Source organism: Caballeronia terrestris (assembly GCF_001544515.1).
Classification (GTDB): Bacteria; Pseudomonadota; Gammaproteobacteria; order Burkholderiales; family Burkholderiaceae; genus Caballeronia; species Caballeronia terrestris.
Genome location: NZ_FCOL02000034.1, coordinates 33,560 through 57,998, shown reverse-complemented (window position 1 = coordinate 57,998; position 24,439 = coordinate 33,560). Strand labels below are relative to the sequence as shown.

25 protein-coding genes and 2 pseudogenes are annotated in these 24,439 nt (G+C 61.5%); 11 read left to right on the top strand and 16 right to left on the bottom strand.

All coding sequences use genetic code 11. The annotated features are described in order from the left end of the window. The 3 genes from AWB67_RS23695 to AWB67_RS23685 form a co-directional block, all read left to right on the top strand. Positions 1–305 (top strand): 4Fe-4S dicluster domain-containing protein (locus tag AWB67_RS23695; RefSeq protein WP_200822291.1); only part of this gene is annotated, 305 nt, incomplete at its 5' end. A gap of 105 nt (positions 306–410) precedes the next feature. Next, positions 411–1,427 carry a DnaJ C-terminal domain-containing protein gene (locus tag AWB67_RS23690; RefSeq protein ID WP_087658657.1) on the top strand — a complete coding sequence of 339 codons (1,017 nt, stop codon included), beginning with the start codon at positions 411–413 and terminating at the stop codon, positions 1,425–1,427. A gap of 6 nt (positions 1,428–1,433) precedes the next feature. After that, positions 1,434–1,745, top strand: a complete 312-nt coding sequence (locus tag AWB67_RS23685) for a chaperone modulator CbpM (RefSeq protein WP_087658656.1) — start codon at positions 1,434–1,436, stop codon at positions 1,743–1,745. 315 nt (positions 1,746–2,060) lie between these two features. Here the strand turns inward: AWB67_RS23685 and AWB67_RS23680 are convergent, their stop codons facing one another. Continuing rightward, a complete protein-coding gene (locus AWB67_RS23680; RefSeq protein WP_087658655.1) occupies positions 2,061–3,011 on the bottom strand; it encodes a LysR family transcriptional regulator in 951 nt (316 codons plus the stop codon). A 100-nt stretch (positions 3,012–3,111) separates the two neighbouring features. On the opposite strand from AWB67_RS23680, the gene AWB67_RS23675 reads away from it, so the two are divergent. Beyond that, positions 3,112–4,533, top strand: a complete 1,422-nt coding sequence (locus tag AWB67_RS23675; protein WP_087658654.1) for an aldehyde dehydrogenase family protein — start codon at positions 3,112–3,114, stop codon at positions 4,531–4,533. A gap of 535 nt (positions 4,534–5,068) precedes the next feature. Here the strand turns inward: AWB67_RS23675 and AWB67_RS23670 are convergent. The 3 genes from AWB67_RS23670 to AWB67_RS23660 form a co-directional block, all read right to left on the bottom strand. Next, positions 5,069–5,335, bottom strand: a complete 267-nt coding sequence (locus AWB67_RS23670) for a YybH family protein (RefSeq protein WP_087658653.1) — start codon at positions 5,333–5,335, stop codon at positions 5,069–5,071. 315 nt (positions 5,336–5,650) lie between these two features. Then, positions 5,651–6,781 carry a DSD1 family PLP-dependent enzyme gene (locus AWB67_RS23665; protein WP_087658652.1) on the bottom strand — a complete coding sequence of 377 codons (1,131 nt, stop codon included), beginning with the start codon at positions 6,779–6,781 and terminating at the stop codon, positions 5,651–5,653. 215 nt (positions 6,782–6,996) lie between these two features. Continuing rightward, a complete protein-coding gene (locus AWB67_RS23660; protein WP_087658651.1) occupies positions 6,997–7,917 on the bottom strand; it encodes a LysR substrate-binding domain-containing protein in 921 nt (306 codons plus the stop codon). A 139-nt stretch (positions 7,918–8,056) separates the two neighbouring features. Here AWB67_RS23660 and AWB67_RS23655 point away from each other — a divergent pair. The 5 genes and pseudogenes from AWB67_RS23655 to AWB67_RS23635 form a co-directional block, all read left to right on the top strand. After that, positions 8,057–8,461: pseudogene (locus AWB67_RS23655) on the top strand (RidA family protein). A 65-nt stretch (positions 8,462–8,526) separates the two neighbouring features. Continuing rightward, positions 8,527–9,408, top strand: a complete 882-nt coding sequence (locus tag AWB67_RS23650; RefSeq protein WP_235025279.1) for a GNAT family N-acetyltransferase — start codon at positions 8,527–8,529, stop codon at positions 9,406–9,408. 224 nt (positions 9,409–9,632) lie between these two features. Then, complete coding sequence (locus AWB67_RS23645; protein WP_087658649.1) at positions 9,633–10,958, top strand: NAD(P)/FAD-dependent oxidoreductase; 1,326 nt, start codon at positions 9,633–9,635, stop codon at positions 10,956–10,958. An 84-nt stretch (positions 10,959–11,042) separates the two neighbouring features. Further along, a complete protein-coding gene (locus AWB67_RS23640; protein ID WP_087658648.1) occupies positions 11,043–12,509 on the top strand; it encodes an aldehyde dehydrogenase family protein in 1,467 nt (488 codons plus the stop codon). Between the two features lie 90 nt (positions 12,510–12,599). Further along, positions 12,600–13,414: pseudogene (locus AWB67_RS23635) on the top strand (amidohydrolase); the annotation flags it as partial. Here the strand turns inward: AWB67_RS23635 and AWB67_RS23630 are convergent. Further along, positions 13,412–13,828: a DUF2934 domain-containing protein gene (locus AWB67_RS23630; RefSeq protein WP_087658647.1), complete on the bottom strand. Its 417-nt coding sequence runs from the start codon at positions 13,826–13,828 to the stop codon at positions 13,412–13,414. The pseudogene AWB67_RS23635 and the gene AWB67_RS23630 sit on opposite strands and share 3 nt — an antisense overlap. 576 nt (positions 13,829–14,404) lie before the next feature. Between AWB67_RS23630 and AWB67_RS23625 the strand changes: the two genes are divergently transcribed. Beyond that, on the top strand, positions 14,405–14,854 hold the full coding sequence (locus AWB67_RS23625) for an HU family DNA-binding protein (protein ID WP_087658646.1): 450 nt from the start codon (positions 14,405–14,407) through the stop codon (positions 14,852–14,854). A gap of 92 nt (positions 14,855–14,946) precedes the next feature. Here AWB67_RS23625 and AWB67_RS23620 read toward each other — a convergent pair whose 3' ends face one another. Further along, on the bottom strand, positions 14,947–15,813 hold the full coding sequence (locus AWB67_RS23620) for an H-NS family nucleoid-associated regulatory protein (RefSeq protein WP_087658645.1): 867 nt from the start codon (positions 15,811–15,813) through the stop codon (positions 14,947–14,949). Positions 15,814–16,204: 391 nt separating this feature from the next. Here AWB67_RS23620 and AWB67_RS23615 point away from each other — a divergent pair, with 391 nt between their 5' ends. Next, entirely contained in the window at positions 16,205–16,726 is a 522-nt protein-coding gene (locus tag AWB67_RS23615; RefSeq protein ID WP_087658662.1) for a hypothetical protein, read from the top strand. A gap of 88 nt (positions 16,727–16,814) precedes the next feature. On the opposite strand, the gene AWB67_RS23610 is transcribed toward AWB67_RS23615, so the two are convergent. The 10 genes from AWB67_RS23610 to AWB67_RS23565 all read right to left on the bottom strand — a co-directional run bounded on the left by AWB67_RS23610 (position 16,815) and on the right by AWB67_RS23565 (position 24,433). Next, complete coding sequence (locus AWB67_RS23610) at positions 16,815–17,399, bottom strand: hypothetical protein (protein WP_087658644.1); 585 nt, start codon at positions 17,397–17,399, stop codon at positions 16,815–16,817. A gap of 49 nt (positions 17,400–17,448) precedes the next feature. Beyond that, on the bottom strand, positions 17,449–18,381 hold the full coding sequence (locus AWB67_RS23605) for a lytic transglycosylase domain-containing protein (protein WP_235025278.1): 933 nt from the start codon (positions 18,379–18,381) through the stop codon (positions 17,449–17,451). 10 nt (positions 18,382–18,391) lie between these two features. Then, positions 18,392–19,414, bottom strand: coding sequence for a P-type DNA transfer ATPase VirB11 (gene virB11 / locus AWB67_RS23600; RefSeq protein WP_087658643.1), 1,023 nt, complete (start codon positions 19,412–19,414; stop codon positions 18,392–18,394). A gap of 10 nt (positions 19,415–19,424) precedes the next feature. Next, positions 19,425–20,696: a TrbI/VirB10 family protein gene (locus AWB67_RS23595; RefSeq protein ID WP_087658642.1), complete on the bottom strand. Its 1,272-nt coding sequence runs from the start codon at positions 20,694–20,696 to the stop codon at positions 19,425–19,427. Position 20,697: 1 nt separating this feature from the next. After that, positions 20,698–21,513: a P-type conjugative transfer protein VirB9 gene (virB9, locus tag AWB67_RS23590; RefSeq protein ID WP_087658641.1), complete on the bottom strand. Its 816-nt coding sequence runs from the start codon at positions 21,511–21,513 to the stop codon at positions 20,698–20,700. Between the two features lie 82 nt (positions 21,514–21,595). Further along, the gene (locus AWB67_RS23585; protein WP_087658640.1) at positions 21,596–22,270 is read right to left on the bottom strand and encodes a VirB8 family type IV secretion system protein; all 675 of its coding nucleotides are present in this window, start codon (positions 22,268–22,270) and stop codon (positions 21,596–21,598) included. Further along, positions 22,267–23,127 (bottom strand): TrbL/VirB6 family protein, encoded by an 861-nt coding sequence (locus AWB67_RS23580; protein WP_087658639.1) that lies wholly within the window; start codon positions 23,125–23,127, stop codon positions 22,267–22,269. The genes AWB67_RS23585 and AWB67_RS23580 overlap by 4 nt, the downstream gene beginning before the upstream one ends. A gap of 1 nt (position 23,128) precedes the next feature. Beyond that, positions 23,129–23,533 carry a hypothetical protein gene (locus AWB67_RS23575; RefSeq protein ID WP_235025277.1) on the bottom strand — a complete coding sequence of 135 codons (405 nt, stop codon included), beginning with the start codon at positions 23,531–23,533 and terminating at the stop codon, positions 23,129–23,131. Next, positions 23,523–23,729, bottom strand: a complete 207-nt coding sequence (locus AWB67_RS23570; RefSeq protein ID WP_087658638.1) for a hypothetical protein — start codon at positions 23,727–23,729, stop codon at positions 23,523–23,525. Before AWB67_RS23570 ends, AWB67_RS23575 begins: the two co-directional genes overlap by 11 nt. Positions 23,730–23,770: 41 nt before the next feature. After that, positions 23,771–24,433 carry a TrbJ/VirB5 family protein gene (locus AWB67_RS23565; RefSeq protein WP_087658637.1) on the bottom strand — a complete coding sequence of 221 codons (663 nt, stop codon included), beginning with the start codon at positions 24,431–24,433 and terminating at the stop codon, positions 23,771–23,773. Between the last annotated feature and the right edge of the window lie 6 nt (positions 24,434–24,439).

The window sequence follows — 24,439 nt, the reverse complement described above, 5'->3', positions numbered from 1 at the left end:
TCGACCGCTTGTCGTCGGTGTTCATCTCGAATACGAATCACGAGGAGAACCAGCCGGCGCACTTGACGCTGAAAGATGCGTCGGTGCCGGTGAACGTGAATCTGCGTACCTATGCGGGTCCGGAGAGCCGATACTGCCCGGCTGCGGTGTACGAATTCGTCAAGACCGACGACGGCAACGAACGCCTGCAGATCAACGCGCAGAACTGCGTGCACTGCAAGACCTGCGACATCAAGGACCCGACGCAGAATATCGTCTGGGTCACGCCGGAAGGTGGCGGCGGGCCGAACTATCCGAACATGTGACAATTAACCGGCAAGACGGCCCGTGATTAGGCAAACCGGCAAGGTCGCACCGCTGACGCGGACCGGTCCGCGTCGGTCTCCTCTAACCTATCTATGGCCCGAGCAATGAAATACAAGGACTATTACGAGATCTTGGGACTGCAACGAACTGCCACGCAGGACGACGTGAAGCGCGCCTATCGCAAACTGGCGCGCAAATACCACCCAGACCTTACCAAACAGTCCGACGGAGAGGAGCGCTTCAAGGAAGTGGGCGAAGCCTATCAGGTACTGAAAGATACTGAGAAACGCGCTGCGTATGACAGGATGGGCGGTCAATGGCAGAACGGTCAGGATTTTCAGCCCCCGCCAAATTGGGACGAGGGATTCGAGTTCAGCGGAGCAAGCAGTGAGGCAAAGACTAACGCCGGCTTCAGTGACTTCTTCGAAGCGATGTTCGGCGGTGCGCACGGCCGCATGCATTCCCGGCAACGACAAAGGCACGATGCCCGATCGGATCACTACGCCCACGCGGACGATGAACTGGAGGGGGCATACAGCGGCGCGCCATTCTCCGCGCCTGGACAGGATCACCATGCCAAGGTGGTGATCGATCTGGCTGATGCCTATCGAGGGGCGCAGCGCTCGATCTCGCTGCAAATGCCGGCCATCGATGCGCAAGGCCATGTCACACTGCAATCTCGTAACCTGAACGTCACCATTCCGAAGGGTATGCGGGCTGGGCAGCACCTGCGACTCGCCGGCCAGGGAGGCGCAGGGTTGGGAGGCGGATCGGCCGGTGATCTGTATCTGGAGATTACCTTTCGGGAACATCCGCGTTTTCGCGTTGACGGGCGCGATGTTTCCCTTGACGTGCCAGTGGCACCCTGGGAGGCAGCACTCGGCGCAGCGGTCACCGTCCCGACGCCTGATGGCTCTGTCGAAATGACCGTGCCTCCGGAATCAACCGGCGGCCGCCGGCTGCGACTTAAAGGTAAGGGAATTCCGGCGAACCCGCCGGGCGACCTGCACGTGGTATTGAATATTGTGCTGCCACCGGCTGACACCGACGATGCAAAGGCAGCATACGAGACGATGCGTCAAGCATTCAACTTCGACCCACGCGCGAATTTTCACGGGTAACGAGTCATGACCAGCTATTTGGAAGGCGAGATTGTCGAGGAAGAGGTCGAGTTCACGCTCGTCGAACTGTGTCGAGTGAGCGGCGCATCCGAAGAACAGCTGACCATGTGGATCTCAGAAGGCGCGTTTGAGCCGAGGGGCGTCCGGCCCGAGGAATGGCGGTTTGGCGGAGCGGCGCTACGCCGTGTGCGGACCGCCAGCCGGCTAGCGCGCGATTTGGAAATCAATGCTGCTGGAATTGCACTTGCGCTGGATCTGCTTGACGAAATCGATGCATTGCGTGCGCAGTCCAAACCGTCGAACCTCAGACAAAGGTAGGTCGACGACTGCATGCCTGGCTCAGACCGACACTAGAGAAGCGACGTGGGACAGCGAGCCTGCCAGCTGCTCGCACTGCCCGCTGGCCGCGTCGGGATCCGTTCGCGAGGGCGCGCTCATATAAAAGGCGAGGAACATTGAGGCAATAGACCTGGACAGCTCAGCGGCGGGCCGAGAGCATGCATTCGAGGAGTTCGGAAGCTGACCGTCGAATCCATGCAGGTGCCAACGCTTTTTGGCTACCGGATACCTGCCGCTCGTTTGGCGTAGACAGCTTCCAGGGTACGTCGGTCATGCGTGCCTCGTCACGCGCCACTAGCGCCGTGCGCCGCGCGCTTTCCCTTTTGGGGGCGGTCGCTCACGGCACGCCCGTCGCCCATCAGCGTGTTCGCGGATCATGTCGATCAGGGCGCGCAGTCCGGCTGGCACATGGCGGCGGCCCGGGTAGTACAGACAGAGGCCGTCGAGCGGCGGCGTCCAGTCTTCCAGCACGCGGACCAGCGTGCCCGCCTCCAGATCCGCGGCGACGGTCCACTCGGTCAGATACGTGAGACCGAGACCGGCGCGCGCCGCTGCCAACATTAGGCCTGGCTCGTCGAGCGTCAGCGCACCCTTTCCGTCGATACGCACCGCTTCGCCGTGCCGTTCGAACTCCCACTGATAGATCGCGCCGCTTGGCATTCGCGTGCGGATGCAGTCGTGCGCGATCAGATCTTCGGGCGTGCTCGGTGGCTTGTGCTGCGCGAAGTACGTCGGACTGCCGACGACGGCAAAGCGCTGCTTGACATCGAATGGCACTGCGATCATGTCCTGCGGCACGGTTTCGGCGAGACGGATGCCCGCATCGAATCCGTCGACGACGATATCGATCAGCCGTCCTTCGGTGACGATGTCGAGCTTCATTTCCGGATAGCGTCGCAGGAACGCGATCAACAGTGGCATCGCCTGCTTAGCCGCTCCCGCCGACGTATTGATGCGCAATGTGCCCGACACCGTGTCGCGAAAGTTGCCAACCCGTTCGATCGCGACGCGGATCGTCGACAGCGCGGGCGCTATCGTGTCGACGAACTGCACGCCGGCTTCCGACAACGATACGCTGCGCGTCGTGCGATTGAATAGCCGCACGCCGATGCGTGCTTCGAGTGCCGCCACTGCGTGACTGAGAGCGGACGTCGAGACACCCAGGTCGGTGGCTGCCGCGCGAAAGCTGCGATGACGAGCGACGGCCAGCACCGCTTCCAGTTCACCCAAACCTGAAGTCTTCATTGTCCCAAATTCCTCAACAGGGCATGCCAGATTGTACGACTAGTCAACGCAATTACGTCGGTCTATTGTGTGTCATTCGCACCGCAATCCGGGAGTAGCAATGCAGGTCATCGACAAGGTTTATATCGACGGTACGTTCGTCACGCCACACGGCGACGAACTGCTCGATCTCTTCAATCCCGCGACCGAACAGTTGATCGGCCGCGTACGCCTCGGCGATGCGCAGGACGCGCGCGACGCGATTGCTGCAGCGAAGCGCGCGTTTCCCGCGTTTTCGCGCACGGACAAGCGCGAGCGCATCGACATGCTGAAGCGGATGCATGAAGCCGTCGTTGCGAAAGAAGACGAGCTTTACGAAGCGATCACGGAAGAATATGGCGCACCAGTGTCGCGTAGTCGGTGGATGGCTCAGCATGCGAGCAGAGTTCTGCTCGAAGCGGCGAAGGTGCTACAGGACTACGCGTTCACGCGCCGGGCGGGGACCGCTGAAGTCGTGATGCAGCCGCTCGGTGTCGCAGGCCTGATAACCCCGTGGAATAGCGACGCGGGTTTCATCTGCGGGAAGCTGGCCGCCGCCTTGGCCGCGGGCTGCACGGCCGTCATCAAGCCGAGCGAAATGAGTGCGATCCAGACCCGCATCGTCACCGAAGCGTTGCACGAAGCGGGCTTGCCGGCGGGCGTATTCAACATCGTTACGGGACGCGGTGAAACGGTCGGCGCCCAGATCAGCTCACACCCCGATGTCGCGAAACTGTCGTTCACGGGCTCGACGGCAGTCGGCAAGACGATACTGCGTGCCGGCGCCGATACGTTGAAACGCGTAACGCTCGAACTCGGTGGCAAGTCGCCGGTGGTGGTGCTCGACGATGCAAACTTCGATTACGTGGTGCCGCTTGCGATTCAGGCCGGCTTCATGAACAGCGGCCAGGCATGCATCGCGGGCACGCGCATTCTCGTGCCCAGGCAACGGCTCACGGAGTTCGAGGCGCGCGTGCGGGAAGAAGTCGCGGGAACACAGGCGGGCGATCCACGCGATCCTCAAACGACCGTCGGCCCGATGGTCAGCAAGAAGCAGTGGGAGCGCGTGCAGCGCTATATCCGCATCGGCATCGACGAAGGGGCGCGTTTGATCGCGGGGGGCGAAGGCCGGCCGGAAGGCTCCGACGCAGGATGGTTTGTGCGCCCCACTGTCTTCAGCGACGTTACGAACGACATGACGATTGCGCGCGAAGAGATTTTCGGCCCGGTGCTGTCGATCATCACATACCGCGATACTGACGATGCCATCGCCATCGCCAACGATACGAACTACGGCTTGCAGGCGTACGTGTTCTCGGCGGATGAGAAGCGTGCGCGCGAGGTCGCGTCGCGAATCGAAGCGGGACGCGTACTCGTCAATACGCTCGCACACGAACCGGCCGCGCCGTTCGGCGGCTTCAAGCAATCGGGTCTTGGCCGAGAGTATGGCTCGTTCGGGCTGGAGGCGTTTCTCGAGCCGAAGGCCGTGATTGCGGCGTTGTGATTGCGTAGCTCAAGCGTTCGTTGACGCGCCCCGTAGGGTTGGTCAAGCAGGAACGCCAGCCTTAGGACTGCGTGCTCCGGATAATCGGCAGCGCTTCGTGCAGTTCTACGGCCGGCGCCGCGACATCCCCGGGTCAGAGTGCGAAGGTCCGTTGTCTGGGGCGCAATTGACGCTGGAATGGCTCTGCGCAAGCTCACGCCAAGGTCCGTAGATGGCCGCTTTCGGTCTGTCGCGACCGGCCAGAATTGCTCGAAGCATCGCCGCGCTCCGTCCGTCACGGCCCGGCAGCACCCTGCCCCGTTGAGCTAGCCTCAAACGGACTCGTTAGTGTATTTTGGAAAGTGGAAACCCGCCAAACCCCGGACTCCTTCACGAATACTCTGAGGCTTAGCTCCTGATGCGGGGGCAGCGTCTGTCCCTCGGAATTTACGAGCCCCCTTCAACTCGTTGGTAACGTGCACAAGAGCAACGTCTGGTCGAATAAACCGGATGGCTACGGCCCGAGAATCGAGTGATGCGTTCCTTGCCCTTGTGCTCAGAATGGCAGCCACCCCTTTTTGATCGCTCCCCGTCCCTTTGCCGCCTCGCCGCGGACACTGACGAAGTCAGCATCGTCGGTGTACATCCGGGTGGCTGCCTCCGCATCATGGCTGTTAAAGCCCTGAGTCATCTCAGAAACCACCATTTTTGTCGCCGACTCGCCCTGAAGGTTACCTGTGCTGGGCATGCCCGGTTTAAGAGAGCAGCCGATACCAAAATTGATCGCAGCAATCGCAATCAAGGATGCTAACAACTTCTGCACGTTTCTCACGTTTCCCCCTTGATTGAATGGTGCGCCATTGAAGCGCTAGTCAGCGGTCGAACGGCCTCGATGGCCACAGCGAGAATGATCGAGACCGTGCGCCAGCTATTCTTGCAACGGTGAGACTGACGCGGGGGACGGGGGTCAGCCGCACTCGAGATCATCCGCCTCTCCGCGTCAAGTGGTGACGGGAGCACGGCGATATGCTTTACGCCGGCGGGAGTTGGCCAAACTCATGAGGAATATGCAAACCCTCATCGTGTTCCGCTGCCAATTCTTCTCGGAAAAGCGCACCACGCGGCATTCGCCTCCGCATTACCAGCCGTAAAAACGCGGCCAGATTTCCACGCTGCCGTCAGCGGCAATCGCATGATAGACGGGATGCTGCGCGCCCGTTGCACAGGCGTGATTCGGCAGAATGCGCAGACGCGTACCGATGGGAAAGCGCGCCTCGATGTCGTGATCCGGCGTGCCCGTCCGGGAGATGATGCCGTGCTCCTGGTTCGCGCCGCTCATCACATAGTCGCCCACGACCTCGCCGTCTTCGAGGCAGACCAGCCCATAGCCGAAGTCCTGCTTCTGGCGCTGCGTGCCCCGGTCACGGCTCATCGCCATCCAGCCTGCATCGACGATCGCCCAGCCTTTCTCGCGCTGGTGGCCGATCACCGTCGTCAACACGCTCAGCGCGATTTGCGATGCCTGGTTGACGCCCACGTTGTGCATCACGAGGTCGAACATCACATAGACGCCCGCGCGAACTTCAGTCACGCCGTCCAGATGCGTGGCGGCCAGCGCGGTCGGCGTCGAGCCGATACTGACGACGTCGCAGGGCATTCCCGCGTCACGGATACGCTGGGCCGCGCGCACGGTGCGCGAGCGCTCCTGTTCCGCGATGCGAATCAGGTCTTCATGCGTGTCGTAGTCGTAACTGGAACCCGCATGGGCGATGACACCGCCCAGTTGCATACCGCCTTCGACGAGCGTGGTGGCGACCGTGAGGAGCAGGTCGTCTTCCGGTTCGATACCCGAGCGATGGCCGTCCACGTCAACTTCGATCCACGCTTCGAATTTTTCCTGATGCTCCCGGCCAAACGCGACGATGGCCTGTGCGCAGACGATGCTATCCGCGACGATCTTCAGCGCGCAGCCTTGCCGACGCAGCGCTAGTGCTTGCGGCAGTTTGACGGGCGCCATGCCGACCGCGTAGACGATGTCACGCACGCCGCTCGCAAAGAACTGCTCGGCTTCCTTTAGCGTGGACACGGTGATGCCGCGTGCGCCCGCGTCTACCTGGGCCTGCACCACCTGATTGCATTTGGTGGTTTTCACGTGCGGCCGGAAACTCACGCCGAGCGCATTCAGGCGGTGCTGCATCCGCTCGATATTGCGGGTCATGCGTTCGACATCGATCAATGCGGCGGGGGTATTCAGCGACTGCAATTCCATCTACGGCTCCTTGCGATTGCATGCGCGAGTGGGGTCTGGGCATCCGCATGACGCCGCGCGGATCGAGTCGCCAATATAGGATTCGCGTCGAAGCTTGTGTTTAACGAACGATAAAGCGAGCGTTAACCCAGATTGAATACTGGCCGGGCACCATGCCGGATGACGCGGCGAATCTGCCCTGAAGCGCGTCGGATCGATATGAAGTGAAGCGCGCCTCAACTGCGCCACGGAACGGGATCGAACGCGCGCTTGGCGGCTTCGAGAAACACCCGCTGACGGATCGTCAGGCCATGACGGGTGGGCATCAACGCCATCACCGGCGCGGATTCGAGACGCCATGCGGGCAACACACGTTTGAGTTTTCCCGTTGCAATCAGACGCGCGGCATCCCATTCGGAGCGTTCGACGATGCCGAGGCCCTCAATGGCCCAGTCGCTGACGACGGTGCCGTCGTTGGACGACAGCGCACCGTCCAGCCTGACGGTGACGCTTTTCGCATTGCGTTTTCCGGCGGCGTCGGCTTGCGTGAAACGCAGGCGCGTCACGTCCTCGTCGTTTTCTCGCAATGTCAGCCAGGGGTATTGCGGCAGCTCGGACGGATGCTGGAGCTTCGACAGACGGCGCGCGAGGGCGGGGCTTGCACACAGGATGCGGTCGTTGGGGGCGAGATAGTGGCCGATCCACGACGACCCCTTGACGTTGCCGATGGATACCACGGCGTCGGCGCCCTGGGCGGCAGTGAGCGGGCTGTCTGCTAGGATCAGTGAAATCGCGAGATTCGGGTGCGAGCGATGCAGATCGCGCACCAGCGGCGCGAGATGCGCGCGGCCAAAACCGAACGGCGCGACGACCCGCAAATGCCCGCTGACGCCACCCGACTCGCCGGACACGCGCGACGGAATCGACTCGATCCGCTCCATGATCTCGACGGCTTCCTGAACCAGCCGCTGACCCTCCGTGGTCAGCGAAATGCCGCGCGCCGCGCGCGTGGCGAGACGTACGCCCATGCGTTCCTCTATACGCTGAAGACGAACTGTCACGGCGGGCGGCGTGAGATTCAGCAGCCGCGCGGCGGCGGCCAGCGATTGCGACACGCCGAGCGCGCGAAACAGGCGCATGTCTTCCAGTTCGATCATTAAGCGACCTTTAACGATGGGTTCAATGGATATTAAACATGACAAAAAGTTTTTTTTCTATAGTGCGTCGTACGAGCCCGGCAACGGCTGTATCTGTCCAATGACGCCGGGGAACCTCATTCAATGTGGAGCGGCCCTCATGGACCAACCCGAACGCGCGGCGCACCCTCTCCAGACGCTGAACCAGGCCGGACTCGCGACGCCGGGCGGTCACTACAGTCACGTTTCGATCGCCAATGGGCTAGTCTTCGTGTCCGGTCAACTGCCCATCGACGCGCACGGCACGAAGCTCACGGACAGCGATTTCGACGCCCGGGTCGCGCAAGTGCTGGCCAATGTGGGCGCGGCGTTGAGCGGCGCGGGTAGCGATGTCTCGAAGCTGGTACAGGTCTGCGTCTATATCGACGACGTCGCGCATTGAGCGAGTTTCAACGAGATTTATGCGCGCTGGGCCGGCGACGCCAAACCCGCTCGTGCGGTGGTCCCGGTTCCGGCCTTGCACTTTGGGCTGAAGATCGAAATCGAAGCAGTGGCGACGCTGTAGCGTCGTCCCGGACCTCGCCCGACTCGGGCATCCACACCGCACAGCAAATCAGACAGGACGCAATGATGAACGCACCATCCACGACGAATCTTCACTATCGAGCCTTTACCGCCGCCGATATTCCGACGGCGCACGCGCTGTCCCAGGCGGTCAGCTGGCCGCATCGCGCGGAAGACTGGCAGTTTGCCGCCGCACAGGGCACCGGCTTCACGGCCGAAGAAAACGGTGTCGTGATCGGCACGGGACTGTGCTGGAAATTCGGCACGGACCGCGCCTCGCTCGGTCTCGTGATCGTGTCGTCCGAACATCAGGGGCGGGGGATTGGCCGCAAGCTGATGGAAATGCTGCTCGAAGAACTCGGCCCGCGCGTCACGTTCCTGCACGCCACGCCGGCCGGCAAGCCACTCTACGAAAAACTCGGCTTCACCGTCTGCGATACGCTCGACCAGCATCAAGGCAACGTCGGTGAGGCGTCGCCGGTGGCATTGCCCGTTGGCGAACGGCTGCGCGCGGCAACCGCCGACGATGTCCCCGCGCTCATCGAACTGGCCACGCGCGCCTATGGCCTCGAACGCAAGGCGATGTATTCGGCGCTGTTGGAAATGGGCGAGAACGCGGTACTCGAACGTGACGGCGAGATCGTCGGGTTTTCGGTGCGGCGCCGCTTCGGTCGAGGTCTCGTGCTCGGGCCCGTCGTCGCGATGCGTTCGCCGGACGATCTGCACGCCAAGGCGCTGATCGGCCATTGGCTGACAGGCCGCGAAGGCGAGTTCATCCGTACCGACGTCCCCTCGGGCGCGATGCTGACCGACTGGTTGATCGCGCAAGGCCTGAAGCGCGTCGATACCACGGTGAAGATGGTTCGCAACGCACCCGCCGATGCGCATAGCGGGCCTCCCGATGCGGTCTACCGTCCGTACGGGCTCGTCAGTCAGGCCATGTTCTAAAGCGGCACTGCGCGCTTCCGGCAAGGGCACCCGGCACGCATGCCCGGCAAGCGCGCGACCCGATGCGTTGTGTGCGGGCAGGGGCCTGAAAAGAACGGGGTTGCTTCGTGTAGACCAGTCCATTCGATATTTTCTGCCGCGGGCCATCTGTAATATCAATTGCAGCGGTCCGGCAGAAAGCACGCACGGCACCCAATACCTCAATCAGTAAGGAGTTTTCGCAAATGCGCGTACCGTTGACCCGCATTGTTACCACCCCGACGCAGCCGAACAGCGCCGATGTCGTCGTGATTGGCGCAGGCATCGTCGGCGCGTTCACAGCATGGTTTCTGGCGAAGCGCGGCGTGAACGTGGCGCTGATCGAAAAAGGCATGGTCGGCGGCGAGCAATCCAGCCGGAACTGGGGCTGGTGCCGGCAACAGAACCGCGACGCGCGCGAGTTGCCAATCGCAACCGAAAGCCTGAGGTTGTGGGAACAGTTCGAAGCCGAGTCGGGTGAGACAACTGGCTTTCGTCGCAGTGGACTGCTATATCTGAGCAACGACGACAGCGAACTGGCTGGCTGGGCAAAATGGTGCAACTTCGCGCGCTCGGCAGGCGTGAAGACGGAAGTGCTCGGCGGCAAGGCCGCGACCGAGCGCGGCGGTTCGACGGGGAAAAACTGGAAAGGCGGCGTGTTCGCGCCGACGGATGGCACCGCGGACCCCGGCGCTGCCGCTCCCGCCGTGGCGCGCAGCATCATGAAACTCGGTGGGACGGTGCATCAGAACTGCGCGGCACGCGGGATCGAAACGGAAGGCGGACGCGTCAGCGCCGTGGTGACGGAGCACGGCACGATCCGCACGAAAATCGCGGTGCTGTCCGGCGGTGCATGGGCGTCGACATTCTGCCGGCAACTTGGTATCCGTTTGCCGCAAGCCACGATCCGCTCGTCGCTGATGTCGGTTTCGCTGCCGCGCGGCACGCTGCCCGACGCGATGCACACGAAGGCCATCACGATCACGCGACGCGGTGACGAAACGTATTCGCTTGCCATCAGCGGCCTCGGCAAACTGGATCTCACGTTGCAAAAGGTTCGTTACGCCAAAGACTTCCTGCCGATGTTCACGCGTCGCTGGCGCAGCCTGAGCCCGGGATATCTCGAAGGCGTGCGCTCCGGTCACGAGAACATGGGGCGCTGGGCACTCGATCGCCCCACGCCGATGGAAAAGATGCGCGTACTCGATCCGTCCGTCGATCAGGCCACGGTCAAGGAGATTCACCGACGGGCCATCGAACTGTGTCCGGCGATTGGCGCGGCGCCGGTGGCGGCGTCCTGGGCCGGTTATATTGACATGACGCCGGACGGCGTGCCTGCCATCGGCGAAGTGAACGAAGTGCCCGGCTTTGTGCTGGCTGCAGGCCTGAGCGGTCACGGTTTTGGCATCGGTCCGGGATGCGGTCATCTGGTCGCGGACTTGGTGATGGGCCTGAAACCGATCGTCGATCCCGAACCTTACCGCCCGGAGCGATTCGACGAATCGGTGTGGGGAAAGGTCGCCGAGTTTTAACCGTCGCCGCACCCGGCACACCAATCGCAAACCACCGTGCTCGCCCTCGCAGGGCGCATGGCCAAGACTCCAGGACACGCTGCAATGATTTCACCCGTTCTTCATCTGAAGCAGGCGGGCCGGCTGGACCGGTTCTTTATCGACGGCGAATGGACGTTGCCTGCTGCCATCTCAGGCACGGCACGCGCGGCGGTGATCTGCCCGTCCACGGAAGAAATGCTGTGCGAGATTCCGCTCGGTGATGCGAACGACGTCGACCGTGCCGTGCAGGCGGCGCGTAAAGCATTGCCGCGCTGGTCCGCGACCTCGCCACAGGAACGCGCAGCGCTGCTCGATGGCGTCCATCGTCTGATGAGCGAGCGTGCCGAACTGTTCGCCCAGGCGCTGACGCTGGAAATGGGTGCGCCGATCAACTACGCGCGCGGCGCGCATGTGCCGCTCGCGATTGCTCATCTCGGCGTCGCGCGCGACAACCTGTTGAAGTACCCGTTTATCGTCCAGCGCGGCACGACGGCGATTGCGCGCGAACCGATCGGCGTGTGCGCACTCATCACGCCGTGGAACTGGCCGATCTACCAGATCACTGCGAAAGTCGGCCCGGCGCTGGCGGCGGGTTGCACGGTTGTCCTGAAACCCAGCGAACTGTCGGCGCTAAGCGCGTTGCTGTTTGCCGAAGTGATGGACGATGCGGGCATTCCAGCGGGCGTCTGCAATCTGGTCAGCGGGACAGGACCGGAAGTGGGCACGGCGCTCGCCTCTCATCCTCAGGTGGACATGGTGTCGATCACCGGATCGACGCGTGCGGGCGTGCTGGTCGCGCAGGCGGCCGCGCCGACCGTCAAGCGCGTCGCGCAGGAGCTTGGCGGCAAGTCGCCCAATATCGTGCTGCCGGACGCCGATCTGCCGCGCGCCGTGTCGCTTGGTGTGGCATCGGCGTTCCGCAACATGGGCCAGTCGTGCAGCGCGCCGACCCGGATGATCGTCCCGCGTGGCGTGTTGGCCGAAGTCGAGGCGCTCGCCGTGGCGGCGACGGAACAGATGTGCATCGGCGATCCGTTCGCGGAAGCGACGACGCACGGTCCGCTCGCCAATCGCGCACAGTTCGGGCGTGTGCAGAAGATGATCGAAAGTTTCATCAACGAAGGAACGAAACTGGTCCTCGGCGGCGCGGGCAGACCCGAGGGATTCGACACAGGCTTCTATGCGCGCCCGACGATCTTCTCCAATGTCCGCACCGATATGAGCGTGGCGCAGCAGGAAATCTTCGGGCCGGTGCTGGCGATCCTGCCGTATGACACGGTGGACGAAGCCGTCGCTATCGCCAACGACACCGTCTACGGACTCGGCGCGCATGTGCAAGGCACGGATAAGGCGCTGATGCGTTCGGTTGCATCGCGTATCCAGTCGGGTCAGGTGCATCTGAATTATCCCGCGTGGGACCCGCAGGCGCCGTTTGGCGGCTACAAGCAATCCGGCAATGGCCGGGAGTATGGTGTCGAAGGCATGGAAGAGTATATGGAGATAAAGTCGATCCTCGGGTACTACGATTGAAACCATGCCGGGCACCTGGCGTCACATTACGTGACGTCAGAATGCGTCACCTCACGCGTCCGAAACTGTTCGCTCTCGAAAGGTGTTGAATTGGAGACCGCCGATATTGTCGAGTCATCGCTGACCACGCATCACGCGCATTGGGAGAAGTTGCGACGCGATCTGCATGCCCATCCCGAACTGCGTTTCGAGGAGCACCGCACGGCAGACGTCGTGGCGCGCGAACTGGAGGCGCTGGGGTACGAGGTGTCGCGCGGACTGGGCGGGACGGGCGTGGTGGCGAGTCTGCCGGGCGCGAATCCGGCGTAGGGCATCGTGCTGCGCGCCGATCTCGACGCGCTGCCCGTTCATGAAGCCAACGATTTCACCCATGCGTCGTGCGCGCATGGCGTCATGCACGCCTGTGGACACGACGGGCATACGGTGATGCTGCTTGGCGCCGCACGTCTTCTGAAAGCATTGCCGCAGTTGCCCGGCAGCGTGCACTTCGTCTTTCAGCCAGGCGAAGAAGGCGGCGCGGGCGCGCGAAAGATGATCGACGACGGGCTGTTCGAGCGCTTTCCGACCGAGGCCGTGTTCGGCATGCACAACTGGCCGGGTTTGCCGGCCGGACATTTCGGCCTGCGTCGTGGGCCGATCATGGCGGCGGGTTCGCGCTTCAGGATTACGGTGACGGGCAAGGGCGCGCACGCCGCACAGCCGCATCTGGGCCTCGATCCGATTCCGCTGGCGTGTTCGATGGTGCTGCAATGTCAGACCATCGCTGCGCGTCACATAGACCCGGTGGACCTCGCCGTGATCTCCCTCTGCATGATGCACGCGGGCGATACCGAAACGTGATCCCGGACAGTGCCGAGTTGCGCGGCACGATCCGTACGTTGTCTGCAGCGCTCCTCTCAACGCTATCGAGTGTTCTTGGACCCCTGTTCGCTGGTTGCACTCACCTTCTTGGTGTTCTTCTTAGCTGACTTCGGCACGGCATCTTTCGTGTCTGGAAGTTCGGCAACGGCTTTTGTTGAAAATTTTCGTTTGGTTTTGGATGTCCGCTCAGCACCGGACGCGACAGACGCATTCTTGGTTTTAGACTTCGAGGCCTTTTCAGCATTGCTCGTAGTGGCTGTCTTTTTCGTCGTGACCTTCCGAGCCGTTGACTTTGCATCTTCGTCCGACAAAAGATCGCTCGGCGCAGCGACGTCAGTTTGAAGCTGAGCGCACGCTTGATGCCAGTAATATTCGTCGCGGCCGTGCGGACCGCCGTCGGCTTCCCACAGCCGGTACGCGTGCATTCTAATGTGCTCTTCGGGTGTTTCAAGGGGCATTGTGGCTCCACGGATTTAATCGAAAAATAGAAGGTACAGGTTGCGCTAAGAAGCTCAACTACTTGAAACCTCGCCCAGCGAGGAGCATAGCACTCCAAATCCGGCGAGACGGTCGCCTTTCGCTTAGGCAGCGGGCGTGACGTCTCTCTGGACAAAGCGTGCGATTAAGAAAAAAACGTGTGATGTGCGTGACTCCACTCGAGCAGACGCTCGACGCATTTAAAGCACGCCCTGGCACTCATGTCGGTGCGCAATTTCATGACTTACGTAAGTCTCAATAGACGAGTCCGTACCACGACTACGTGCCTGCGCGCCAAGACACCCCGGCAACTGTGCGCGTGCTGCATCCGCCCCTAACTGTGGGTTGAGCGGGGAGCAACGTCCTGAAGTACGGTACAGGTCGTCGCTTTCGTCTCGTCCTGGCCGCAAGCCCTTTGTATTATGGGCTCAGACCGTTGCGGATTCACGCTTGCATTGATACGCTATCGTCAGCCCGAGGAATTCACCTTTGCGTATGTCGATGACTATTCAAAGGCAAGAGTCTCAGGCCAACCTTTGGTCACAGACGAGGAATACATGGCAAAAGAAAGTGCAACAAACGCTGCAAAGGCCCCTAAAAAGGCAGCTACCCCTGTTGCGAAGAAAGCGCCTCTGGTGAAGAAGGCCACCGGACCGGCCACGAAGAAAGCGGCCGCTGCTGCTGCGCCGCTGAAACCCATCAAGGATTCGTTCACGAAGGCCTCGCTGAGCGTACATCTCGCCGAGCGCGCTGGCGTTGAACCGAAAGCCGCGAAGGCGTTGATGGCCGCACTTGAAGAAACCGTGCTCGCATCAATCCACAAGAAAGGCGCGAAGGAGTTCACGCTGCCGGGCCTGTTGAAGGTTGTGGCACAGGATGTGCCCGCCAAGAAGAAGCGCTTCGGCAAGGACCCGTTCACCGGCGAAGACAAGTGGTTCGCCGCGAAGCCCGCTTCGGTGCGACTGAAAGTACGTCCGCTGAAGAAACTGAAGGACGCCGCGCTGTAACTCAAGCGCCGCGGCAAAAAACGCCCCTCAGTTCACACCGAGAAGCGTTTCTTTTGTCAAGCCGACGCGCAACGTGCGCAGGCGCCATCGCGCTACGCCGTTGCCGGTACGCTCCCGGTCTCGGGTGCGGCCGCCGACGCGAGAGCGACCGGCGCGTCAGATGGCGTAACCGTTTTTCTCGCGGCGACCGCCTTGCGGCTTGCCACGTTGCTTTTGGTGACCTTCTTAGCGGCAGGCTTCGCGGCTTTTTTGGCGACAACCCGTTTCAGCGACGCAACTGGCGCTTTTTTCGCCGCCTGTTTGACGGGAGACTTCTTCCCGGTCGTTGCGGTCTTCGCGGCCCCCACCCTCTTGGCTTTAGGCTTTTTCGCAGCAACGCCGCTTGCTGGAGCGGCAGCGACTTCGCCGATCAGGAACTTCGTGCGATCGCGGACCTTTGCGATCCAGACCGGCGCACGAGCGCGACCGCTCCAAGTCGCGCCGCTCTTCGGATCACGATACTTCGGTGGTAGGGATCCTTTGCCTCGTGCCTTGCTCGCGACAGTCCTGGCCGCCTTCGAAGCCTTCTCAAGCGCCGCTTTCGCCTTACTCACACCATTCGCGCCGGCCACCACGCCCGCACCATCGATCAGAAATTTCGTACGGTCCCGGACCTTCGCAATCCAGGCGGGCGGTCGCGCATGGCCGCTCCACGTCGCGCCCGTTTTCGGGTCGCGGTACTTCGGCGGCAGTTTACCCTTCGTTGAACTCGATCCGGTCGGTGCGGACGCGGCGCCTGCCGGACGGCCGGCGCGCTTTTTCGTCGCGGAGTGCGCTTGGATGTCCGCGGTCGTCAGTCCGTGCTCGTCCATGAGCTTCCGGATGTCAGCAAGGACAGTCTTTGACCGCATTGCAATCAAGGCCTCAGACTGTGCTTGAAGTCGTTTCATTTTTCTTTGGATTTGTTCCAAGGTTGGCATAACGGTCTCCTTGAGAATGTCATGCCCGCACTATGCCACCGTTCTAATCATTAGCGCAGCACGAAACACTCGCGAGCGGCGCTAACGTGTTACTGAGCGTTGCGAGCAGGCACAGCCTTCGATGGCCTAAACCACGCGTGGTTCCCGTTTGGCAGTGGAATCGTTGGTTAGTTCGCGATATCCTTAATACCAGTTCCCAAGTCTGCGTGGATACAGACGGCAAGCACATGCTTCATGTCTGCTCTACCGCTCAACCAACCGATACTCGGTGCTCGACTCGGCGCGTAACGAGCCGAGCACGCGCACACGCGCGCGCACACGCAGCGGAAGTTCGTCAACTCGCAGTGTTACGGGCGCTAGAATGACGGAGCACCGTAAAGAGGAGGAAGCCTTGGACGACCGTTTTGACAGACGAGAACTGCTGCTGCATCTCGGGGACATGTTGGAAGCCATAAGTTGCGTAGCGAACACGCAACGTCCAGACGCCCTGGTCGCGCAACTGGCCAAAGACGAGAAGTCTTTACAGCGATTTGCTTTTCTTCGAGGAGTCGCATCCACGATGACTGCGGCCGAGTTTGGCCAACGAGCGACGCGCGCCTATTCGCTTTGGCCCAAGGAACTGCTCGAGCCGGAATTGAATCACGAAGCGCTGGCCGCGTCCGTGCAGCACGCCTTGTTTGAGGGGAATCCAGGCGGCTGGAAGGCTTTTGCGGCGCACATTCAGAAGAAGGTGACGTGGTTCGGAACAGGGCTTCCTGAAATCAAGGCCGACCTCACGACAGAAGACAACCAAGCTACGCTCGAGAAAGCGACGCCTGTCGAGAAGTCGGCCGAAACGGCGACGTCTAGTGAATGGGGCATGTCGGACGAAAAACGCGGTTGGCCGTGGCCTCAGCCGGGTTCAACTTCTTGACGCGAAGCCGTGTCACGACGCACTTTTGTGCTCCACAGTCGCGTGACCGGCTGAGCGATGCAGACGAGTCAACACGGTTACCACTCGTCTACCAGCGCACGCGTTGTTGCCATCTGTTGTCGATAAAAACGTCGATGGCTCGCGGCGTTTGCGCCGGTTGCCAGATCACCTTGTCGAACACATTCACGGTGTACGGGTTGTCGAAGCTGCCGGCGCTGTACAAGCCGATCGACTTTCCGACGCAGGCCCTTGGGCCCGAGGCATTGCCGTAGTCGCCTTGTTCGGATACTTGCGGCGGCCCGGTCAGTACATACGACCCATCTCCGCCCCACCCTTCAACCGTCGCACCGCTTGTTTTAGGCCGCCCTTCGGTCACATAGGAACCGCGCAGAACCGCTTGCAGCGGAGCCGGGCAGGGGTCGTATTGATCGTAGACCTGGCGGGCGTAGCTGGAACCATCGTTGCCGTCTGACATGTCACAGGTCGGGAACGGTCTTCCTTTGCTCAGATCGTGGTAAAGCTGATCGATCGGCTGTTCGCACTGCGCCATCCCCTTAGCGCCGCCGTTAGACCCAGGATTGGCGAGGCACAGCAGCACCTTGCATCCATAGTCCGAAGCGTGGGCGCATGCGCACGCGGCTGTGATGGATAGTGCGGCGACGAGCTTCTTCATGGCCTCTTCTCCTGAAATCGCTGTCTCATTCTCGCTTGCCAAGAAATAACTAGTCCACGAACTGCACGAAAGGCGCATCTTGCTCGATGCCGTTCGGCGTCGAGCGCTGCATGCGCGCCACGTCCGCTCCGCGCAGTGCCGGGCTTTGCCCCTCACGAGCAGCGGCCCCCGCAGGCGTCTTGAGCCGAACTCTCACGGCCGACGCCTCGACCAGCGCGTTGGCCGATTCGGCCCGCATCTGCGCGGCTGGCTGATCCTGCTGCGCAACCTCAGCAAATATCACCCACGCCGGCGTGGTCAGCCTGATCGGGTTTGCCGGTATCGAAGGCCGGCCGGCCTGGCTAAGAGGCGTCGCGCCGTCGGCGCTTTCACGCTTCACGGCCGGCACAACGGGAATCGGCTGCGCCGAGTCCGTCGCATTCGCGACGACCTTCTGCACATAGCTCGGCTGGCCAGCTCTGTCCGCTCGAAAACCGCGCGTGAAGTTACCCGAGTAGTAGCAACTGAACGCGGCACGCAAGGCCTGCTGTTCGTCACCGATCTGCGCCGTGGCGCGCTGAAAGCAGTCTTTGAGGATCGCGCTCCCCGCCTTGAGATTGCGGCATGGCTCAAACACGGTTTCGTAGTTCTCACCGTACCTGGCGAGGTTGTACCGATTTACCTGCCCCAGGCCCATCGAGAAATTGAAACCCTGCCGTTCGAGCTCGCGGGCCGTCGCAATCGCCTCGGCCAGATTGCGGGGCTGGCGCTCTAGGCGCCCGCCCACGACCCCAATCGCATAGGGATTCCACGACGATTCGGTACTCACCACGCCCTTCAGCGTGGTCGGATGAATGTCCGGCGCACACTCGGCGGCCAGCTTTTCAAAGGGCAGTGGTTGTGGAAGCGAGTGTGGCAGCGATTGTTGCCCCATCTGCGCCGGCGTTTGCGCGGCCGCGAAGATCGGAGCGGCAGCGAGCACGCCGGACGTCACCGTGACCATGGCAACCACATTAAGCGCCCTCATATTGAATCTCCGAGACATAGCGGCGGCCGTCGGCACTGCGCTTAAACTGAACGACCACCTGAATAAGCGACCGCGCGTAGTCGATGATCTGGTCTTTCGGCATTGGTGAACCGAAACGCATCACCATCTGTGCGAGCCGGTCGAACATCAGGTTGGGGCTGTCAGCGTGAATCGTCGTAATCGAGCCGGTATGTCCTGAATTGAGCAACTCAAGATACGAGTAGGCTTCCGCGCCGCGCAGCTCGCCCATGATCGGACGGTCAGGCGTGAGTCGCAGCATGGCCTCCAGCAGATCCACCGCCGTGACCTTGGCCACCCCTTGCCCGCCGCGTGAGTACAGCATGTGCAGGCAGTTGCGTTGCGGCGGGCGGACTTCACGCGAATCCTCAATCGTGACGACGCGCTCGTGCTCCGGAATCTCTTTGAGCAACGCGTTCAGCAGGGTCGTCTTGCCGGCGTTGGTGCCGGCAGAAATGACAATGTTCTTGTGGGCCCGCACCGCGCCCCGCAAAAACGCTTCCCACCGGCTCGCCTTGTAAAGCTCGCGCAAGCGGTCATCCGAAAATTCTCCCTCCTCTACCTGTCGGTTCACATCGGCGAACGCGCCGTGCTTGCTGTATTCGCTGAGCCCGATATCGAGCAGCGTCGGCTTGCGGATACACAGCGCGATGGTCTGTTCTTCGACCGCGGGCGGCCGCACGACTTGAACGCGGTAGCCGCCGCGCTCCGCATCGGCGATGCCATCGGACAGGTCGATGGGAATCGTTGCAGCCAAGAGCGGCCGCTCCCGGTCGGTTTCCTGACTGGTGTAAGACGCCGTGACCTCCGCCAACGATTCGAGCAGCCCGAAGGTCAGATCCGGTACTTCGACGTGCTCCATATAGCGCTGTCCCTGCCGTCCCAGCCAAAGCTCGCGCGGTCGATTGATGGCCAGCTCGGTGACCTCGGCGTCATCCAGATAGTCCACGAGCGGCGCAAGCTTGGCCCGGAACGATGCAATCTCCGACATGACCGGGCCTCTATTGAATGAACGTCACGCCGTCACCATGTCGAGAGGTTTCGATCTCGTCCTTGTAGAGTGGCGTAAAGTCCAGATCCTGGTTCACATAGATGCGAACCCGCGAGCCGGCGGGTACCGTGATGGTGGGCGGGATATTGATGTACGGCGCCAGCACCTGCTGCGAGGTCTGCGCTGCCGCCTGCTGCACAGACTGTCGATAGTAAGCGGCCGAATTGTACTGATCGTTCGAACCCACGCCAGCGTTGGAGGCGCCGGCGCCGATGATCGACAGCAGCGCGGACATGCCGAAAATCTCGGCAAAATGCGTGTTCACGATGCCGCCCATGCCCGCCGTGCCGAGCTGGTCGGCACCTGCGCTGTCGATCGCCACTTGGACGCCATCGGGCCGGCGCAGCATGTTCCAGACGACGAACAGCCGGTCCTGTCCCTTGCGCACGTCTGCGTTGTACATGCCGCACACGCGCGAACCCCAGGGAACGAGCACGTTCCGGCCTTGTGCGCCGTACACGTCGCGCTGCACCGTCGCGCAGACCATACCGGGCAAATCAGAGATCGCCCGCGGCTCCAGCACGGCCTCGATCAGCTTGCCCTGCAGCACCTTGTATGGCAGGTTGTCAATCTGATTAGCGTGGCTTACCGCGACGCCATTGCTCGACACGGCTCGGGCAAAGCGCGAGTTCGGGTCCTGTGCGCCCCGCTCGCCACCGCCACCAACACCACCACCACTGCCGCCGCCCAGCATGCCCGCACTCGCCTGGGACGGCCCGGTATCAGAATCAGCGGCACGACCATCACCGCCGTTCGTCGGCAGCATGGCCGTCGGCGCTTGATTACTCGCGTTCGGCGCAATGATCGCTGACTTCATGCGTGCTTCGAGGATGCGCCGCTCTTGCTCCCGACGCTGCATCTCCATTTGCTCACGCTGGGCTCGCATCGGATCATCGGCGTGGGTGGCGCTCGCCGGGGTCGGGGTCGAGATCGGAGCCGAAGCGGCGGCTGGCACAATGGCCGGCTCTCGCGCCTTCAGCTTGGGAACGGGCTTGCGTTCCGGAATGTCCAACTCGGCATTGGGGGCAGGCCTCGCCGCCTCGCTGCCCCCTTGCTTCCAGTACCAGACCGCGCCGAGTGCGGCCACCGCAAGGGCGACAATCGCGATGCCGCTGATGCTCTTCTTCCGGTTGCCCACGACCAATGAAGCATGGGTCTGTTTTTCCCACTCGCGAACCGCCGCCTCGCGGTCATCCTCCGGCAGATTGGTCGGAGCGCTCATCTCAGCCGCCTGTGACGATGTGCGCCGCCGTCTCCGTCACCTCCGCTGCGGTGCGCTTATACGGATTCGCATTGTTCCGCACGCACAGATGCGAATTACCGTTGCGTAGCGTGAACAGGCTCGCCGTGCGTTCGACCACCAGATACTGCCCCTCGCGACGCGTATTGACGATCGACTCGGTACCATCGGGGCCGACCGTGTAGACGGACGGGATCTCCGCGTCCGGGGCGAGCAGGAAGTAGGTGAACTGGCCGTCGTCGAACGCACGGGCGAGCGGAATCGCGGCCTTGTTACCCGAGGTGCCGTAGTCGAGATTGAGCCGTGCCGGGTCGATCCCCGTGCTCGCCCGGCGGGAGGCGGCCGCGCCAGCGACCCCGTTCATGTTCGTGTTCGCGTTCGCGTTCACATAGACGAACCGGACCAGGAACGTCATCGAGGCGCGGCTTTTCGCGCTGTTGAGCTTGAAGTAGTACGTGCGCTTGTCAGTAATCACCGTCAGATTCGTCGCCGCGTTCGGCTCGACCGGCTTCAGAAATAGCCGATTCTGGTAAGGGACCGTCTGCCATGCAATTGAATCGCCCACCGTGACCACCTTGACCGTTTCGTCGTTCGCAAATTCAATCGAGGTCTGGTAGCCATAGGTTCCGACGATCTCGTAGACCTGATTTGGGTCATAGGCCACTTGCTTGACCCGGTCATCGGTGACAAGCGCGCGGGGCAACTTTGCTGCGCTCGCCGGCGCCGAGACGAGCGAGAGCGATCCGCCAGTCAAAACGGCCGAAAGAGCGATACCGAGAGAAAATGAAGCGGGTCTCATGGTGCATCTCCCTTCTGCAAGTCGAAACGGGCGTTGCAAGACGGCCTTGCCTCACCGAGTACGAAGCGCAGTGCTCCGCGGATCACTGGCGGCTTAGCTCCTGGTCTTTTCGGTATGCCGTCGCCGCGAAACCCAGCGCATTTTCCCAACGGTCGCCCAGCGCGAGCGGCTTGAACGTGAAGGTGTAGCGAACCAGCGCCGTGTAATAGTCGATTTTCGACGCGCTGCCGGGCTTGTCGGTGATTGACTGAAACGACACCTGATAAGCGTCTTTGCCCAGCGATGTGATGCCGGTCACTTTGGGGTAGCGCCGGCCGCCCTGCCCGATCTGGTAATACGGGTTGTTCGGGTTATCCGCGCTGGTTTCCGCGTCGTACTGCGCGGCGATCGTTTGCGTCGAGTGCAGGCGGCAGAGATCGGCGAAGCGCTGCCGCCAGTCAGGATCGAACGTGTTGCAGTACATGATGAAGTCGTACACCTGGCTTTGGACGAAACTCTCCTGACCCGTGAGCGTTTCCTTGTTGACCACCTCCTGTTTGACCACATGCCCGTTCGCATCGATGACGGACACCACCGGGATGACCGTATGGATGTTGGCGAGCACCGTCACGGCACCGGCTAGGCCCGCCAGGCAGATCAGCAACAGGCCGATGAACAGATAGGCGCGGTTGCGCTCCTGCTTGAGCTTGTTTGAACCGCCCAACTGTGCGGCCTGAGTTTTTGCGTCACCGAGAAACGTCGCACGACCGGAGCTCATCGGGCGCCTCCCCGAGGCATCGCCATGCGCACGAGCATCAACAGTGTCCCGGTTGACGACGAGGCGCCGCCCGCCAATGCCGACGCCCAGCCACGGACGCTTAACATGAACAGGATCAGGACGCCTTCGACGATGACCAGCTGCGCGGTCTGCTCGCTCGTCGCCAACTCGTCCGATTGCGCCACTCTCCCTGCTGTGTCAATAGCATCACCGAAAGCTAAAAATCCGAAACGAACAATGGCGATCACCAGGATGTAAATGAAGCAAAAGGTGAGCATCTTGCTTACCCAGTTGATGAACCACTGCCGCGTTTCAGGGAACATTAAGAAGCCAAGAAACAGCGGGCAAAGCACCATCGTAATGGCCAGCCCAAACTTCGCGATCGTCATGTACACGAGCGCAAGTGCGAACAGGACGCAGTTCACAACAAATAGAAGGATGCCATCGCAAATCATCGCAAACTGGTAAAAGTCGACATTTCGAAGCTTTACGGATACGGCGTCGACATTGCCCCATAACGCATCAAGCATTTGCGCCGTCGGCTTACCGGCCATGATTGTGGCGGCCGTACCTTCCATGAACGAAACGAACGCGTTATAAACCACCTGAGCGAGGCCACCCCAACTGAGCGTTCCAAAGACAGCCACCGTCATGATGAGTTTTGCTAGCAGATCTTTCCACAGCATTGGGGCGTATCCCGCATAAATCTTGTAGCCAAACACCACCCAATAGAGGATTGCAACGAAGTAGAGCGGTGTCGAAATGGCGCCCGCGATGGCCGGGTATGTCTGCGATAAGAAAGACTGCGTCACGCCGTCGGCTGCACCGGCCAAACCCTGTAAGCTCATGGCGGCCATATCACTTCGCTCCCGTCACTTCTCGCCAATGCACTCTGACTCTTGGGTCAAGCACGTCATCGCGACTCAACTGCTGACCCGTTGCGGTCGCGACACGCCTCCTGATTTCTGCGATGCAGAATGAGTAGTTCTTCGCTTTAGGGTCCGCCTTTTCAAAAACGATTTCCCCACATCGAATTGGATACAAAGACACCCAGCGGCTGAACTGAGCGGCGTCCGCGGTAAGTAGTGGGTTTCCTGCTGGCACAACGAGAACGCGGCTACCGGTTGAAGGATGTTGAGGCACGTTCGACGCGTCTGACACAATCGGTTCGGCTGGCTGCTTTGGAAAGAAGTAATAGACGGCCCCACCGATCGCAACCACGGTGGCGAGGCCCGACACAATCATCCAAACGTTACGCATCATCTTTACCTCCATCCGTTCCCGTGTTGAGGAGCTCGAACTCGCACGCACACGGCGACTTGTCAAACTTGTTCGAGGCGCTCGTGCAGCCCGTGATGAGCGCCGCGAGCACCAGCACCGCAAACAGGCGCCAGCCCTTACGCGCGAGCGCGACCATCGGTAAGGACAGGAGCAAGGGCAGGAAGGCAAGAATTTTCATGGCGGAAACTCCGGGTGAGGGGCTCGCATATCAGAAGAGGCTTACTCGCCCGTGCGGCGGAAATACTTCTGCGTGGCCGCTGTCGCCTGGTTCTGCTGATTCAACATGTTGGCTTGCAGATTCATGTTCATCGCGTTGAGCTTCGCCATCGCGCTTTGCAACATGCCGTTCTCGCTCGAGATGCGGTTCTGCAAGTCCTGAGCATCCTTGACGTTGGTCGTCGCATCGACCTGCTCGCTCATGCGGGTCAGATTGATGAGGTGCGTCTGCACTTCGGAATACAATGAGTCGCCGCCCGCCATCGCGGCGCGCACCGAATCCGTGCTCATCTTGTAGGTCGTCGCATTCTGCGCCTGCGGATTGGCGAACAGGTCCTGCGGCATCGTATTGATGAGCTTCTCGTAAAAGCTTTGCCGCGAGCCAAAGGCTCCGCTCTGCTGCTGCGCAACGACCTCTTGCCACGATCCGGGGACCACCGAAGTCGCGCGGATCGATTCGCTCAGGCCCAGCTGCCCACGACCATAGCTCCCCGTGACCGCGGCATACTGCTGCTTGAGCGTTTCGTACTGTTGTTGCAACTGGCGAAACTGCTGCTGCAACTGGGACATCGTCGCCGCATCGAAGGTCGGAATGCCCGTTGCCGCTGCCGGCATCGATGTGCAGAATGAAGCGGCGATCGCTACGCACACAAAAATCGCTTTCATGACTGA

Excerpts from the sequence above, each read along its gene's own strand:
- AWB67_RS23610 (WP_087658644.1), bottom strand. The coding sequence starts at position 17,399 with ATGAAGAAGCTCGTCGCCGCACTATCCATCACAGCCGCGTGCGCATGC.
- AWB67_RS23585 (WP_087658640.1), bottom strand. The coding sequence starts at position 22,270 with ATGAGCTCCGGTCGTGCGACGTTTCTCGGTGACGCAAAAACTCAGGCC.
- AWB67_RS23660 (WP_087658651.1), bottom strand. The coding sequence starts at position 7,917 with ATGATCGAACTGGAAGACATGCGCCTGTTTCGCGCGCTCGGCGTGTCG.
- AWB67_RS23645 (WP_087658649.1), top strand. The coding sequence starts at position 9,633 with ATGCGCGTACCGTTGACCCGCATTGTTACCACCCCGACGCAGCCGAAC.
- AWB67_RS23685 (WP_087658656.1), top strand. The coding sequence starts at position 1,434 with ATGACCAGCTATTTGGAAGGCGAGATTGTCGAGGAAGAGGTCGAGTTC.
- AWB67_RS23575 (WP_235025277.1), bottom strand. The coding sequence starts at position 23,533 with ATGATGCGTAACGTTTGGATGATTGTGTCGGGCCTCGCCACCGTGGTT.
- AWB67_RS23675 (WP_087658654.1), top strand. The coding sequence starts at position 3,112 with ATGCAGGTCATCGACAAGGTTTATATCGACGGTACGTTCGTCACGCCA.
- AWB67_RS23665 (WP_087658652.1), bottom strand. The coding sequence starts at position 6,781 with ATGGAATTGCAGTCGCTGAATACCCCCGCCGCATTGATCGATGTCGAA.
- AWB67_RS23595 (WP_087658642.1), bottom strand. The coding sequence starts at position 20,696 with ATGAGCGCTCCGACCAATCTGCCGGAGGATGACCGCGAGGCGGCGGTT.
- AWB67_RS23630 (WP_087658647.1), bottom strand. The coding sequence starts at position 13,828 with ATGCCCCTTGAAACACCCGAAGAGCACATTAGAATGCACGCGTACCGG.
- AWB67_RS23565 (WP_087658637.1), bottom strand. The coding sequence starts at position 24,433 with ATGAAAGCGATTTTTGTGTGCGTAGCGATCGCCGCTTCATTCTGCACA.
- AWB67_RS23680 (WP_087658655.1), bottom strand. The coding sequence starts at position 3,011 with ATGAAGACTTCAGGTTTGGGTGAACTGGAAGCGGTGCTGGCCGTCGCT.
- AWB67_RS23620 (WP_087658645.1), bottom strand. The coding sequence starts at position 15,813 with ATGCCAACCTTGGAACAAATCCAAAGAAAAATGAAACGACTTCAAGCA.
- AWB67_RS23570 (WP_087658638.1), bottom strand. The coding sequence starts at position 23,729 with ATGAAAATTCTTGCCTTCCTGCCCTTGCTCCTGTCCTTACCGATGGTC.
- virB11 (WP_087658643.1), bottom strand. The coding sequence starts at position 19,414 with ATGTCGGAGATTGCATCGTTCCGGGCCAAGCTTGCGCCGCTCGTGGAC.
- AWB67_RS23580 (WP_087658639.1), bottom strand. The coding sequence starts at position 23,127 with ATGGCCGCCATGAGCTTACAGGGTTTGGCCGGTGCAGCCGACGGCGTG.
- AWB67_RS23650 (WP_235025279.1), top strand. The coding sequence starts at position 8,527 with ATGAACGCACCATCCACGACGAATCTTCACTATCGAGCCTTTACCGCC.
- AWB67_RS23640 (WP_087658648.1), top strand. The coding sequence starts at position 11,043 with ATGATTTCACCCGTTCTTCATCTGAAGCAGGCGGGCCGGCTGGACCGG.
- virB9 (WP_087658641.1), bottom strand. The coding sequence starts at position 21,513 with ATGAGACCCGCTTCATTTTCTCTCGGTATCGCTCTTTCGGCCGTTTTG.
- AWB67_RS23605 (WP_235025278.1), bottom strand. The coding sequence starts at position 18,381 with ATGGTCACGGTGACGTCCGGCGTGCTCGCTGCCGCTCCGATCTTCGCG.
- AWB67_RS23625 (WP_087658646.1), top strand. The coding sequence starts at position 14,405 with ATGGCAAAAGAAAGTGCAACAAACGCTGCAAAGGCCCCTAAAAAGGCA.
- AWB67_RS23690 (WP_087658657.1), top strand. The coding sequence starts at position 411 with ATGAAATACAAGGACTATTACGAGATCTTGGGACTGCAACGAACTGCC.